Origin of the sequence: Microbulbifer echini (assembly GCF_041447225.1) — a bacterium.
Lineage (GTDB): Bacteria > Pseudomonadota > Gammaproteobacteria > Pseudomonadales > Cellvibrionaceae > Microbulbifer > Microbulbifer echini.
In genome coordinates this window covers 1-14,892 of record NZ_JBGMEL010000014.1, presented here as the reverse complement: position 1 = coordinate 14,892, position 14,892 = coordinate 1, and the positions used below count along the sequence as shown (strand labels likewise).

The 14,892-nt window shown below is 49.4% G+C and carries 12 protein-coding genes; 4 read left to right on the top strand and 8 right to left on the bottom strand.

Annotation, left to right across the window (positions count from 1 at the left end; genetic code table 11):
• Positions 1–8: 8 nt before the first annotated feature.
• The 7 genes from betB to ectA form a co-directional block, all read right to left on the bottom strand.
• Entirely contained in the window at positions 9–1,472 is a 1,464-nt protein-coding gene (gene betB, locus ACCI51_RS14140) for a betaine-aldehyde dehydrogenase (protein WP_299586938.1), read from the bottom strand.
• 526 nt (positions 1,473–1,998) lie between these two features.
• Positions 1,999–3,432, bottom strand: coding sequence for a sodium/proline symporter (locus ACCI51_RS14135; protein WP_371844199.1), 1,434 nt, complete (start codon positions 3,430–3,432; stop codon positions 1,999–2,001).
• Between the two features lie 285 nt (positions 3,433–3,717).
• Entirely contained in the window at positions 3,718–4,623 is a 906-nt protein-coding gene (locus ACCI51_RS14130) for a TPR end-of-group domain-containing protein (RefSeq protein WP_299586934.1), read from the bottom strand.
• Complete coding sequence (locus tag ACCI51_RS14125) at positions 4,608–6,038, bottom strand: aspartate kinase (RefSeq protein WP_371844198.1); 1,431 nt, start codon at positions 6,036–6,038, stop codon at positions 4,608–4,610. Before ACCI51_RS14125 ends, ACCI51_RS14130 begins: the two co-directional genes overlap by 16 nt.
• A gap of 593 nt (positions 6,039–6,631) precedes the next feature.
• Positions 6,632–7,036: an ectoine synthase gene (locus ACCI51_RS14120; protein WP_371844197.1), complete on the bottom strand. Its 405-nt coding sequence runs from the start codon at positions 7,034–7,036 to the stop codon at positions 6,632–6,634.
• A 97-nt stretch (positions 7,037–7,133) separates the two neighbouring features.
• Positions 7,134–8,429 (bottom strand): diaminobutyrate--2-oxoglutarate transaminase, encoded by a 1,296-nt coding sequence (ectB, locus tag ACCI51_RS14115; protein ID WP_371844196.1) that lies wholly within the window; start codon positions 8,427–8,429, stop codon positions 7,134–7,136.
• A 9-nt stretch (positions 8,430–8,438) separates the two neighbouring features.
• Positions 8,439–8,951: a diaminobutyrate acetyltransferase gene (gene ectA / locus ACCI51_RS14110; protein WP_371844195.1), complete on the bottom strand. Its 513-nt coding sequence runs from the start codon at positions 8,949–8,951 to the stop codon at positions 8,439–8,441.
• Positions 8,952–9,416: 465 nt separating this feature from the next.
• Between ectA and ACCI51_RS14105 the strand changes: the two genes are divergently transcribed.
• Together ACCI51_RS14105 and ACCI51_RS14100 are read left to right on the top strand one after the other, a co-directional pair.
• Positions 9,417–9,965, top strand: coding sequence for a MarR family winged helix-turn-helix transcriptional regulator (locus ACCI51_RS14105; RefSeq protein WP_299586919.1), 549 nt, complete (start codon positions 9,417–9,419; stop codon positions 9,963–9,965).
• 168 nt (positions 9,966–10,133) lie between these two features.
• On the top strand, positions 10,134–10,601 hold the full coding sequence (locus ACCI51_RS14100; RefSeq protein ID WP_299586917.1) for a phosphate-starvation-inducible PsiE family protein: 468 nt from the start codon (positions 10,134–10,136) through the stop codon (positions 10,599–10,601).
• A 292-nt stretch (positions 10,602–10,893) separates the two neighbouring features.
• Here the strand turns inward: ACCI51_RS14100 and ACCI51_RS14095 are convergent, their stop codons facing one another.
• Positions 10,894–11,676, bottom strand: a complete 783-nt coding sequence (locus tag ACCI51_RS14095) for a CLCA_X family protein (RefSeq protein ID WP_371844193.1) — start codon at positions 11,674–11,676, stop codon at positions 10,894–10,896.
• A gap of 241 nt (positions 11,677–11,917) precedes the next feature.
• Between ACCI51_RS14095 and ACCI51_RS14090 the strand changes: the two genes are divergently transcribed.
• Positions 11,918–13,291, top strand: a complete 1,374-nt coding sequence (locus tag ACCI51_RS14090) for an NAD-dependent succinate-semialdehyde dehydrogenase (RefSeq protein WP_371844191.1) — start codon at positions 11,918–11,920, stop codon at positions 13,289–13,291.
• A 99-nt stretch (positions 13,292–13,390) separates the two neighbouring features.
• Positions 13,391–14,026 carry an SDR family oxidoreductase gene (locus ACCI51_RS14085; RefSeq protein ID WP_371844189.1) on the top strand — a complete coding sequence of 212 codons (636 nt, stop codon included), beginning with the start codon at positions 13,391–13,393 and terminating at the stop codon, positions 14,024–14,026.
• Positions 14,027–14,892: the final 866 nt, after the last annotated feature.

Here is a 14,892-nt window from a genome sequence, read left to right as displayed (position 1 = left end):
GATACCGCTTAAAATGGACTTTCTAGTGGAGCCAGACCCACATACACCGCCTTGATCTGGGTGTAATGGTTCAAGGTTGCCAGTCCATTTTCGCGCCCGACACCAGATAGCTTGTATCCGCCCACAGGCATTTCGGCCGGAGAGGCCCCGTAAGCGTTAATCCAACAGATACCCGCTTGCATCTGGTGGATTACCCGGTGGGCGCGCGTGATATCGCGAGTGAATACGCCAGCGGCAAGCCCCAGGCGGGTATCATTTGCGCGACGAATGACTTCGTCTTCCTCATCAAACACCAGCACTGACATCACCGGGCCGAAAATCTCTTCGCGGCAGATAGTCATATCATCACGACAATCGGTGAATACCGTCGGAGCGACGAAGTAGCCGTTGGGTGCATTCTCAGGGGAGAGGGTATGACCGCCGCAGAGGAGGGTGGCACCTTCCTTTTTACCTTGATTGATGTAGTCCATCACCAGCTGTTGGTGCTTGGCGGAGATCAGTGCACCGAAATTGGTATCTGGATGCATCGGATCACCGGCAATAATATTCTGCTCGGTACGCTCTTTTAAGCGTGCGAGGAACTGCTCATGGATATTGCGATGAACGAAGACGCGAGTTCCATTGGTGCAGATTTCGCCCTGGGTATAGAAGTTACCCAGCATAGCGGCTGAGACGGCCTGTTCCAGGTCGGCATCATCAAAGATAACCAATGGGGACTTACCGCCCAGCTCCATGGTTACTTCTTTCAAATTGGAGGCCGCTGCAGCCATCACTTTCTTGCCGGTGCCTACTTCGCCAGTGAAAGACACTTTGGCGATATCGGGATGGTTGGTCAGCCAGGCGCCAACAGCACCGTCACCCTGAATTACATTGAAAACGCCAGGGGGCATGCCCGCTTCAATAAAAATTTCGGCCAGCTTCAGGGCGCCCTTGGGCGTTTCCTCGGAAGGCTTGAAGATCATGGCATTACCACAGGCCAGCGCCGGTGCCGCTTTCCAGCAGGCGATCTGCAGGGGGTAGTTCCAGGCACCAATACCGGCGCAAACACCTAAGGGCTCGCGACGGGTGTAGTAGAAATCCTCACCCACCTGCTGCTGGTTGCCTTCGATGCCTGCAGCCAGGCCGGCGAAGAACTCAATGGAATCAGCGCCTGTCACGACATCGACAACGCTCGCTTCTTGCCAAGGCTTACCGGTGTCAGCAACTTCAATAGCCGCCAGCTCGTCGTTTCGCTCGCGCAACAGCGCTACGGCTTTCAATAGAATACGACTGCGTTCAATCGGCGCCATGGCTGACCATTGCGCAAAACCGCGTTTGGCGCTCTCGATGGTCTCAGCGAGTACCTTTTCATCGGCCTGCTCTACCTGGTAGCTAACCTCATTGGTTGCCGGGTTGAATACATCAAAACACTCACCGCTTTCGTTGGCCAGGTAGCGACCATCCACAAAACTTTGTTCTTTTTCCAATGACATCTGTCTCTCCATACTGCCTTAACAGAGGGCCAATAGGTTGTTTATCAAGCGATAAAGCCGAGGGTCACCCTGCTGAACAAGGAATTTGGACCCATGGTCATCACTGTATTAAATCTCTGAAGCTCGGGCCTCCCGCAGCAGAAACTCTGCCTGCAAAAGTGGGGCGAAAACCCGGGCCGCACGCCTTCAGACTAGGCTATTTGACGCGAAATATAACATGCTATTAGTTTGAACTCTAATTGTTTCCGCTGAATCCATGCTGGCAGAGGGGGAGAAAGGAGATTTATTTTTCAACAAATACCGGGTTTTTTCGGAATATTCTTACTATAAATGCCCCATTTAAAGGTTGGGCATCTCGTTTGAACTCTATCCAAAATGCGGTCAATATTTGATCAAATCTGGAGTAGAGCGAAGGCCATCGGCAAGAATTACAAAGGACTGAAAATCATAAAAAAAGCCCCCAAGGGCGTATGCCTTGAGAGCTTTGAGGGAAATACTATGAGCTATCAACCGCTGATTCTGGGTGTTAGCGAGAGCTCTCCAAAGAGTTCACTTCGCCCAGTTCGACGGGGCGACAAAACTGGCGGGCCAAGTAGAGCACCAATAGTCCAGCGAGAATTCCGGGCAGCCCTTCGTAAACTGCGCCGTGAAATCCAAGTCCGCGCCATACAATGGCAGAGGAAAAACCAATCAGTACAGCGGTAATACTGACGAGCTGCGAAGGCTTCCAGCCGAGACACAGCACTAATATGAGTGGCCCAAACGCACTAGCGAGCCCCGACCAGGAGAAAATCACCAGGCTGAAAACACTTTGATTGTTCGTAAGCGCCAATAAGAGCGCTATAGCCGTGATAAACACCGTAGCGAGCTTCAGCAGCCAGGTTTTCTCTGTTTTGTGTGGAAGTATGTCGTGGGTAATAGCTGCGGAGCAGCTGAGCAACAGTGAGTCAGCTGTCGACATGGTAGCGGCGAAGATTCCGGCAAGAATCAAACCGACCAGCATGGGCGGGAGCAGTTCTATAGCCATAGTCGGCAGGGCTAGTTCCGCATCAAAGCTACCGACATCAGCGATATAAACCCTGGACAATAAGCCTACACCGGTCGCCATACAATAAAAAAGGATGAACCAGAGGTAATACCAGGCTCGGGCACGATGCATCTTGCTGGAGTCACTCAGGGCCATAAAACGCACCATGACATGGGGTTGGCCAATCACAGAAAAACCAGCGAAGAGCCAGCTCACCACAAAGAGAGCCACCCCACTCCAGCCGGGGAGTACCAGTGCCTGGGGGAACCAGTCCATAAACCCTTCCACGGCCCGCATTCTATCGAGGGTAACCGAAAGTCCACCTAAATCTGCCAGGGCAACGACCAGCAGGGTGCCCATAGCGCCGATCATCACAAGAGATTGCGCGGCATCAGTCCAGATGGAGGCACGAATACCTCCGGCAAAACAGTAGAGGCAAATTAGTATCGCCCCCGCTACAGCACCGGACCAAAGTGGCCAGTCCAGCAATACATGAAGGGCCTTGCTACCGGCAACCATCTGCGCGGAAGCATAGATCAGCAAAAACAACAGGGAGATAACCCCAATCATGCGCTGCAGAGTAGAGTGATTTTGCCCGTACCAATTACTGAGCACCCCAGCATAACTGACCTCTCCGCTTGAATTGGTCGCACAGCTCAGGCGCTTGTGTACATACAGGGAGGCAATAAAGTCCCCGGCAATCCAGCCCACCATTAACCAGATGGATGCCAGCCCGGTGATGTAGGTATAACCAATTACGCCAATAAACATGTAACCGCTGTTATTTGTCGCCACTGCCGACAAGCCAACCAGCCAGGGAGGAATACCCGCGCTGGCAAGGTAATAATCGGCCTTGGTACCGCGACTAAATAGCGCTGAGGAAATGCCTACCAGAGTAAACAGCGATAAAAATCCAATAAATGCGTAAATCACCTGCAGACCCTATCTCGTTATAAGTTATAGATTTGAAGATACTGTTATTTACTGACAGGTCAGAAGCAAAGAGGACCCCCTTGAAAGGGGGTACAAAATGAATACATCCCTGTGAAGGCTAAAGCGACATCCGTGCCTCAAGCCACCTCGGAAAAGTAGCGCGCCTGGGCCTCAGGCAAAGCCTGAATCAACCTTCGACACCTATGACTTTAAAGCCAACAAAAGTACAAATGCATTCAGAACCGCGAAGTCAGTAGTGCGGCACCCCTAAAGCCGGTAAGGAAATTAAGCACCCTTGTCATGATCATGGCTTTTCATGGCGATGATCTTATCGAGTTCTTTAAAAGACTCACTCTCTACCAACGGTTGTAGGGCGCTATCACTAAGAGTCTCCTCACGGTAACTCTCACTCCGGATAATGGCTTCCGCCAGATAGCGCAGCGCTTCATCAAATTGGCCCATGGTGGTATGCGCGCAGGCCAACTGATAAAACGCATGGCCATTATCGTGGTCGATACTGAGAGCCAGGTGGCAGAGATTTATAGCCCACTGCGGCTCATTGAGCTCCAAAACGGCATCGGCTTTATAGGTCAGCGCCTCAACATCCTCTCGGCGCAGCTGCAAAATTTCATCGTAGACTGCAATTTTATTGGCCACTGACGATTCCTGCTGTGCGCGGAGCCAGAGCGACTGAACCTCCTGTGTCAGCTCAATTTCCTCACGGTTTTCCTCGATGTGCTGGGTTTTCTGTTGAAGCTGACTCTCGATAACCTCAAGCCGCTTTTCATACTCTTGAACCAACCGGGAAATTTCCTCATCGGCCAGAGAGTGCACCCGCTCCTTGATATCCTGAAATGAACGCCAGCCCACCAGCACCAAAATTGAGGTGGCACCGGCAATCAGGTAAAAGAAGTAGGTGACAGTGTCGGTAGCGTAAGTGACCGCTCTATCTACAGAATTGTGCTCGCGATCTACAATTTGCTGGATCAGCTCATGTTTGGTTTGCGCCTGATCAACACGTAACTGCTTCAGCTCATCCAGTATGTACCTCTCCACAAAGGGGGTGTACATCGCCTTGCTCAAGGTTTCTACTTCTTTCTCAACATCCTTTTTATCATTCGCCTCCTGGGCAAGCAGGCCAGAGGGGGCGAATAGAACCCCAAAAAAGATCAGACTCAGGATGCGAGACATATAGCGGTTCCGTGATCGTGTATCTCTACCAGTGCTTCATGCAGGGTTCTCACCGCCGCATCATAATCGGATTCATTGACAATAAACTGCATGTCCACGTGCCTCATAGATTGATGTACAGCCAAAACACTGATGTCTTTCCTGGAAATCGACTGAACCGCTTTGGCAAGAACCCCAGGAATCTGCATGTCACTTCCTATAGCGGAAACAATAGCGACTTTGCGCTGATTCAACTCCGCTTCAGGGAATAGCTCTTCAATGGAGGCCTGGATGCGCTTTATAGTCTTCAGATTAGTGGACAGAAAATGGGTCAGCGTATTGGCATTGGTGTCTTTCGAGATGATATGCGCTTTGAATCTCTTTATCACTGACAGAACCTCTCGATCGTAATCTTGAAGGCTTCCGGCCATATCCTGATCAAACATTTCCAGAGCGTAAACACCTTTACAACCAGCGATAATCTCTACACAGGGGGAGTCACTGATGTAGTCGCCGGTAATCAATGTGCCGGCATGCTCGGGCTCAAAAGTATTTTTAACCCGCAAAGGGATGTTCTCCTGGCGAAGCCCTTTTGCCGCCTTGGGGTGGATGGCTTCCATACCCAGGTTGGCGAGCTGGTCGGCCACATCGTAGTTGGTTCTACCAATAGGAACGGCATTATCGGCACCGACCAAGCGGGGATCGGCGCTGCTTAAGTGGAATTCCTTATGGATGACAGCTTCTTTCGCCCCGGTTAAGACGGCCAGGCGACTAAAAGTCATTTCACTATAACCCCGATCAAACGAGATCAGCAGACCCTTATCGCTGTGCGCATAGCCCGTGACAATCGGAAGCTGCTTATTCAAATCGATGTTGGCAAACGCATCGCGAATGCGCTCATCCAACGGGATATGCTTGCTTGTACGCCAGCCGGTTAAATCGACAAAACAGGCGTTAACACCGTCCCTCTGCAGAAGTTTGGAGGTGTTCCATGCGCTGTGGGCCTCCCCCAAACTGGCAAGCATCTCCCTGACGGTACCGAGGTGGGCATCCAGGGCGAAGTGACCGTGTTGGCAAAGGCTTTGCAAATCCCGCAAACACTTTTGTGCGCCTTCAAGGCGCTCATCCAAGAACAGGTTGGCCGCCTCCAGCAGATCTCCACCCTTAAAGAGGCGCTCATTAATCTCGCGCAGCTTTAAGCGCAGCTCATCAAACTTATCCAGCCAACTATCATCTTCTATACCGCTGGAAAACAGTCCATAGATTCCGGGCTGGCCACTTTTTTTATGTTCGAGCAGCAGGTCTGTAATGCCACCATAGGCAGAAACCACAAACACCCGATTGTAGAGATCGCCAGGACTCCCCTTAATAATATTGTCTCTGACGGATTCATAATCAGTCATTGAGGTGCCGCCAATCTTTTCTATCGTATGCATCGTCTCTTATAGATCCTTTTGTACTCTAGGGGTCAGCCCGCAAGTCTGGAATAAACACATCAGATCAGGCCGGGTTAGCTATCTTGACAGAGAGCAGAGGCTGCTTTCCTTGTGCAAGCGTCTTATGGTTGCAGCGGAATATTACAAATTGGGTCTCCCCCTTGCTGCTCGAGATAGCGCAGACAAAAAAGAAGTTAAAGGGTGTATTAAGTCAGAATAGTCGCCCAAGCCAAGCCTTCCATTACCCCTCAAAATAATTGAACTGTAGGGTTCGCCTGCCCCCAGCCTCATTGCTTTATGCTCGCCATAGGGGGGAAGAGGGTGAGAAAAGCGAAGTGTTGCGACCTTTTGATAAGCGTCCACACCAGAAGAAAACATACCCCTTTAAAGGATTGCACCTCTGAAGCTGGCGGGCATCAACTCGAATGGAGCTGAAGAAAGTGGGGGAGGGTGCCGCACAAAAGACCGCAGAGTCTCTCTGCCGCTCTTCGGTACATCGAAGGCTCGATGTTCGCGAGTGGTGCAACTTTGAAATAGTATAATATCTGTTATTTGGCAGATGGTTCATATCCCCCCCCATCGTCAGCAATTATTTATTCCTGAATAGAGTCCGCCTCCAGCTCATAGGCACCCTCAGCATTGTGGACCTCCTTGCCGTTCAAAGGGGGGTTGAAAACACAGGCCATTGTCATCTCCTCAAAGGCTCTCAGGACATGACGATCATGTTTATCTAAAACGTATATCGTGCCGGGCTCGATAGGATGTTTTTCCCCATTTTCCAGTGTTTCCACCTCACCGCGACCAGAAATACAATAAACAGCTTCCAGGTGATTTTGGTAGTGCATCTGGAAATCCGCACCGGTGTAAATGGTCGTAATATGGAAAGAAAAACCCATTCCGTCGTCTTTTAGGAGCAGGCGCGTGCTCTCCCAATTGCCATCAGGAGAAACTATTCTTCGGTTTGAGTCTTTGGCTTCGGGTAATTTTCTAACGATCATTGGTGGTCCACCTTTTTCTCACAAGGGCAACCCATGTTGCCCTCGCTCACAGCAATTTTAATGTGTACGACGCGGAATCTGTCTGGATAAATTTAGCCTATCCCGCTTTGAAATAAACCCTTTCTTCCGGCATACCGTCTTCATCTGCGCAAACTTCCCTAATGGCCGACTCAATAATGTCGATACCCTTTTTAAGATTTTCATCACTGATAATCAGCGGGCATAACAATTTGACAATATGGTCATCGGCACCACTTGTTTCAATAATCAAGCCCTGCTTGAATGCGAGACGTGTAATTTTTCCTGCGATTTCACCACTGACACAGTTAATTCCCTGAAACATGCCGCGGCCTTTCCTAGTGAAGTTGCCCTCACCATATTTGCTGACAATGCTATCGAGGCGATCGGCGATATATCTGCCTTTGCGCTTAATTTCCTGGGAGAACTTATCATCATTCCAGTAGTGTTCGATCGCGGCCTTCGCCGTTACAAATGCCAGGTTGTTACCACGGAACGTACCGTTGTGCTCACCGGGCTTCCACTGATCAAGCTCTGGCTTCATCAATACAACCGCGAAGGGCAGACCATAACCGCCAAGAGACTTGGATAGGGTAATAATATCCGGCTCGATGCCGGCCTCCTCAAAGCTGAAATAGTCGCCCGTGCGCCCACAGCCCGCCTGGATATCATCGACGATAAATAGCAGACCGTGTTTCCTGCATACACTTTGGAGGTTACGCAGCCATTCTGCGCTGGCAGCGTTAATACCGCCTTCCCCCTGGACAGTCTCGACAATCACTGCGGCCGGTGAATTAATACCACTACTGGAATCAGACAGAACCTTATCGAGGTATTCCGTGGTGTCGATATTTTCACCCAGGTAGCCATCAAAGGGCATGCGGTGGGTGCCATTCAGGCTCACACCAGCGGCATCTCTGTGATGCGAATTCCCTGTGGCTGCCAGGGAGCCCAGGCTCACTCCATGAAAGCCGTTGGTGAAGGTAACAATATTCTGCTGACCCGTGACATTGCGAGCGATCTTCATCGCGGCTTCAACGGCATTTGTCCCCGTGGGGCCAGTAAACTGAACCACATACTCCATATTGCGGGGCTTCAGGATCTTCTCATTGAGTGCCTGCAGAAATTCACCCTTGGCCTTAGTGTGCATATCCAAGCCGTGGGTAATGCCATCCGCCTGTATGTAATCCAACAGTACGCCTTTAAATAGCGGGTTGTTGTGCCCGTAATTCAGGGTGCCAGCACCGGCGAGGAAGTCTAAATATTGATTCCCCTCCTCATCCCACATTAATTCGCCTTTAGCCCGACAGAAAACCCGCGGAAAAGAGCGGGCATAGCTTTGCACTTCAGATTCAATCTCATCAAAAATTTTCATTCTTTACTCTTATTGAAAGTTGGTTACTTGAGTGAAAGGCCCGATACGAACAAGGTGTTCAGAGTCGTGCAAGCCGTCAAAGTGGAGTTGACCGTCAATCCACACTGAGGAGTTAAGGTTGCTAGAGAGCTTTTGTGCCGCGCGTCGAAACAGCGCCCACGAAGCCTGATTGCTCTTTGTGATTGTTGTTTCGAGGTAGCTAACAAACTTGCACTGGGGGCGGCTGGTGATGTGATTCAACATGCGGGAGGCGAGGCCAAAGCCCCGCGCTCGTTCAGCAACGGCAACCTGCCAAATGAAAAGAGTGTCATTGCGCTCGGGGAGGATATAGCCCGAGATAAAGCCCACTGGGTCCTTGCCGGCCTCCGCTATAACCGAGGTGTTGGCAAAGTGACTGCATTGAAGAAAGTTGCAGTAGCTGGAATTGGTATCCAGCGGTGGACAGCTCTCAATCAGGCGGTGCACCGCCAAGCCATCTTCGAGGCAGGGAGTCCTAAATGAAATATTTTCTAATCTAGACAAAAAACCATCCTAGTCGGCACAATATTATTTCACGTCTAAACATTTGTCGGGTTGAAAAATACACAAAAAGAACGAAAAGCACGCTTTTTTGTGGCTTTTTCCGAAAATCTCTCATCAAAATGCTTCGAACGCTAAATATCGTACACGAATGGAAGGCAAAGTCCAGTACTATGGGAGTGAAGTAAGAGGTAGTACTTGGCCTACATGCGGGGCCGAGGTTAGGAGGGTTTACTCAAACTGGGCTCTAAAATTCTTCTTGAAACGGAACTTTACTGCGTCATGGGCGAATCAAAATCGAACCTGCAGTTCAAAATTTAAACATTTGCAGCTCGATTGCGGCACTTCTCCCCCAAAACTGCAGCGGGAAGCCGTCTTTTCTCCCATTAACTGTAAAGCGCTTAGAGATGAACTGGTTCACCTATATAATCCCAGCATTCACTCTAACTCTGAGATTGAGAGGTAGCTTTGAACAGCATTGAACAAGTTTTGGTCGCCCTGCGAAGGGTGATAAGGGCAACGGATTTACACTCCAAGCATCTCGCTAAAACTACTGGATTGACCGCCCCACAAGTTTTACTACTGCAAGCCATACGCAATAAGGGGGAAGTCACCATTGGCGAACTCGCCAATGAAGTCAGCCTCAGCCAGGCAACCGTGACCAATATTCTGGATCGCCTTGAGAAGCGAAGCCTTGTTTACCGCCAGCGCTCCCAGGCGGACAAGCGGAAGGTGCATGCGTATCTAACCGAGCAAGCGGCAGAAACACTGCGAGATGCCCCCATCCCGCTGCAGGATCAATTTGCTCGTCAATTTGGCGATCTGAAGGAATGGGAGCAGAGCATGATCATTGCCTCACTACAGCGTGTGGCCCAAATGATGGATGCCCAGCATATTGACGCCTCACCGGTACTAGATATTGGGGTCCTAGATCGCCAGGGTGCCCCCATGGAAAAGTCCGGCGCGGCTTTGGGATACTCAGAGAACCCTGATTCGGCCGATAAGAAAGGGAAGTAAACCTACAGGTAATCTCTATTTCTCAGTCAGGCTGAGACTAACAGGCTCACTACCAAAGTGCCCTTGCACCACCACAATGCCAGTTGGTTTTTATGGGAATAGGGCAACTAAAAACCAAACTTATAATTGACAATAAATTTTGGCCGCAGGCCTTTCAAGGGTTTATCTATGCTCAGTACCGATCAGAAGTCCAGCACAAAGGACGCGATGATCAGCGAGAAAATCAAGACTTATTTTGACAAGGCTGTTGATATAGTTTTTGGTATCATTCTTGTATTTATTATTATCGGTGTAGCTATTGGAACGCTTCAGTTGTTTTTAACAACCTGGAAGTTATTTAGCTTTGAAGGTATTACCGGGCACTACATTGATATTATCACAGATGTCTTAACCCTATATGTGCTAATAGAGCTTTCCAGATCTCTTATTGAGTATTTTCACACGCACAAACTTAGACTCACATACATTGTCGATGCAGCCATAGTCTTTGTGTTGCGTGAAATACTGATATCCCTGTTTAAGCATGAAATAAAATCAGAAATGCTCTATGCATTCTCCGCATTTATATTTGTGCTTGGAGCCTTGCGTATTTCTTCTATTCTCGTCTACCAGCGTGAAAAGCTGATGTCTGAATAGGGATAGGCTTGTATAGAGTGTTGCATTTAAGAGCACTCTATACAGCTATTGGCCACTCTTGCTTCAACCTTTATCACAGTGATACTGATTCACTCATCTGTCACCGTAAATGTTCTCCAGCATCTCATTGCCCTCAGTTTGATTTAGTTTTAGAGCTTTCAATAGCTCCAACCTAAATAGCGGCATGTAAAAAAGATAGACTGTTATATATAACGGGTTGTTGAAGTGCATTTTGAAATAACAATACCTTTCCCAGTAACAGGCACCATCATTTTTCTGGTAACTGAACCTGTTATTTTTGGACACTCGTCCATAGTGCCCTGCCCAGGCAGGTAAAATACTCGGTAAATGCGCGGTTAATCTTCTGCCTTTGCTGCCCCCTGGGGTAGAGACCCAGTCGAGCTTCTTCACTGGCCTTGGTGCCAGCCACCAGGAAGTTATTGCTAATATTGGCATCTTGCACAAAAGCCTCAAAAGCACGGGCACAAAGCTCAGCCGGTTCGCTGTAATAGTTAGATCCGTTTCGCTGATCGAATTCAACAGACGCCTCCACCATCGCGCTGGGTCTATTGGTTTGGTCGTCGAGCATAATTGCTTGGAAGCAGCCCAACAGAAGGTCGTTTAGAGGGTGCGATACTGGTGTGGCGTCACACAGCCAAGCTTCCGAGGCATACCTATTTCCCGAAGCATCACGAAACACTTTTTGAGCAAGGTAGTGGTCCAATGCGTGAAACCATTCGTGGGCGATTGCGCCTGGCCCGGCATTTTTGGCCAGGGAAAACGTTTTGGCTGAGGGGTCATAGAAAGCGGAGATTCCCGGGCGCCCACCAATCCCGTATTGAAAAGAGAGCGTCCCGCGCAGGGAAATCAGTATCTCAGGCCCCTGCAGAATGACTATTAAGTCGGATAGGGCGTCAAAAAAGAGGCCAGCCGCCCGATTGCGCTCCCGCTCAGTCACCCAGCGGCCAATCGCTATAGATCTAAAACCAAAGCGTCGCCTGACATCAACAAAGGATACCTGGTCACTATCACGCTTATCTGGCCCGCGGCGATAAGATTGTCGAGCTGTTTCCATAGCAAGCTTGGAAATGAAGGATTGGGAAATTTAGGCTGGATACTAATACAGCACTTCCCTTTGCAGCAAGAATCTCGTCACGGGCTCCTACCACAACTTGTAGCGACTACACTTTGGCCAAACCCTGAGGCACCTTTTGCCAATTTTTATACGCTCTACAGGGAACCTTACTCCTTTATTTGGTGGCCCGTAGCTGTTTTCTCCAATCTGTCAAAGCAAACCATTCGCCGGGAGCCCATTCATGGCCAATTCCAAGCGCCCACTGATCTCCATCAATCCCTTCAATGGTGAAACCCTGAAAACTTTCCAAGAGATGTCTAGTGAAGACATTGAGAAGGCTATTGGCCGTGCGGATGAGGCCTTCCTGGAGTGGAGCAATCGCAGCTTCGATGAACGGTCCGCAATACTAAAACGCGCCGGCCAACTCTTTGAGGAGCGCACCGAAGCCCTTGCGCGCTTAATGGCTCAGGAGATGGGCAAGAAGATGAGCGACGGTCGTGGGGAGTTAGCACTCTGTGCAGAGATATTCCGTTACTATGCCGAGGAGGGGGAGAGAATTTTAGCCCCACAACACCTCTCCACTCGTGAAGGAGAGGGCACTTTGTTGTTCCAGCCTTTGGGGGTTGTCTATGGTATACAACCCTGGAATTTTCCCTTCTACCAGCCCACCCGCTTTACCGCATCCAACCTAATTGCCGGCAATGTGGTGCTTACCAAACACGCCTCTAATGTTCCCCAATGTGCAGAGACGTTTGCTCAACTGTTATTTGATGCTGGCGTACCGGAATCTGTCTACACCAATCTGCCAGTTACCTCTGGTGGTGCCGCATCGATTATTGACGATGATCGAGTAAAGGGAATTTCATTTACGGGTAGCAATGCCGCAGGTGCTAGGGTGGCGGAGCAAGCGGGGCGCAATGTAAAGAAAACTATTATGGAGCTTGGTGGCGTTGATCCATTTATTGTCATTGAAGATGCCGATTTGGACTTAACGATTGAGCGTTTTATGGAGGGAAAGCTCGGCAATTGTGGCCAGATTTGTCTCGCCGCAAAGAGAATTATTTTAACTGAGCCTATCGCGAAAGAGTTTCTCCAGCGTGCTACCAAGCTGTTTCAAGCGCTGAAACCGGGTAACCCCCTTGAAGAATCCACTGATTACGGGCCGCTTTGTACTGAGAAAGCCGCCGAACAATTGGAAGAGCAGGTTAATCAATCGGTTACCGCTGGTGCCCGTTTACTCGTCGGTGGAAAGCGCAAGGGGGCGTTTATTGAGCCAGGTATTCTGACAGAAATACCAGAAGGCTCCCCAGCTGCGGAGGAAGAGCTATTTGGTCCGATAGCCTGTGTGTGGATAGTGCCCGATGAGGAGGCCGCAATTAAAATGGCGAACGACAGTCCGTTTGGCTTGGGCGGCTCCGTCTATACCCGGGACCATGAAAGAGGACATCGTGTGGCTGAGCAACTGGAGTGCGGCACAGCCTTTGTGAACCATGCGGCCTCCAGCTATGCGAGCATGCCTATGGGCGGCGTAAAGAAATCAGGTTATGGGAGGGAGCTGGGGGAGCTGGGGATCAAAGAGTTTGTTAATCAGAAACTTATTCGACACTTTGATTGAATATTATGGGGTTGTTAAAACATCTGGTTGGACGTGGGTCTTTTAGAGCTTCGCAGAGCCCTCTATCGCAACCGGATAAATAGCTACAAGGAAATTTCAGTGAAAATACTTGTTGCCGGCGCAAAAGGCGATATCGGCCAAATACTGATCAAAAAATTGGTCGCAAGGGGCTGTAAAGTAGCCGGTATGGTACGCAAGGAGTCTCAACTTGAGGATCTGCGTCGAGCCGGTGTGCGACCTATCCTGGCAGATCTCACCAACCAAGCTTCTCTGAATTCAGCTGTAAAGGGTCAGGATGTGGTTATCTTTGTGGCGGGATCTAAAGGCAAGGCGCTGGAGTCTGTCGACCGGGATGGCGCCATTCATCTTTGTGATGCAACGAAAGCCGCAGGCATACAGCGTTTTATATTGTTGAGCTCAATTTTTGCCGGAAGCCCGGAAAAAGGCCCGGAGAAAATACAGCCCTACCTAAAGGCCAAGCATGCGGCCGATGTTTACGTTCAAAAGAGTGGCCTCGACTACACGATTCTGCGGCCTGGCGCTCTTACCGATTCTTCGGGGACTGGTGCTATCCGAATTGATGACTCATTCGAGGACTTCGATGCTCAAGTCAGTCGAACTGATGTGGCGGAGGTGATTGCCACATCACTGGAGGTGCCGAAAACCATCGGTGCCGTATTTGAGTTTATTGAAGGGGATACGCCGATTGCCGAAGCATTATCCCGGCTGAGATAACTTTCTAGGAGATGACTTGGGTACACCCCATTTAGCGAGCTTGCAAGGTTTGCTTACAGTTGGAAGTGATATCTTTGGTGTCCAAATCCCGCTGTTGCCGGCGCACGATCCAGGTTTTGATTTTCTTATCCTCAACCCCCTGGGATTTTAATACAGCCGTCGCGAGATCAAGTCCTCCTTGACCGCCAGTACTAGGGCATCTTTTCTATATTCCTCTGAGTATTTTCCACGAGTGGTTTTGGTTGATTTACTTGATCGTGTCATAGGGCACCTCAGCTGCGTAGTTTATCGCTTAAGAAAGTGTCCGTCTTTTGTGGGTAGGATCACAGTTAGCGTGCCACTGTGGCAGATACTATCCACCCATAGCCAAATACCGCGACGCCATTCAGGATAAACAAAACTGGGATTGCAACTGCAGACAGCGTACTAAAGCGCTCAACTTCAATGTATCCATTTTTAGGAGAGTGTGGTGGTAGACGCACTTTAACACTATCGCCTTTCTTATACCTGTTTAACAGATCATGTTCTATATTGTTGTCTTTAAACAATTGAGGCGAGCGAAGCAGTGGGGTATTAGAGTAGAGTTTTTTCCCTTGTACTCATACTCAATTTGCGCCTCGTAGACTCTCTGACCTTCCGTGTTCGCGAAATTTTTCAGTTTAGACCTGGTAATTGTTGCATCAACTAAAGGTAAAGAAGCCCACTTTTTCTTTACTCTTTGATAGATAAAGCTTGGTAAAACCCGAGGCCCACGATTGCTACCAATCCTACGTACTTCAAAACTCCAAACATCTTTTCTTCACTCTAGGGAAGCTCTGAAAAATAGCTTTCTAGCTCTAAATTAGGTATCACACAATAAAAAAATG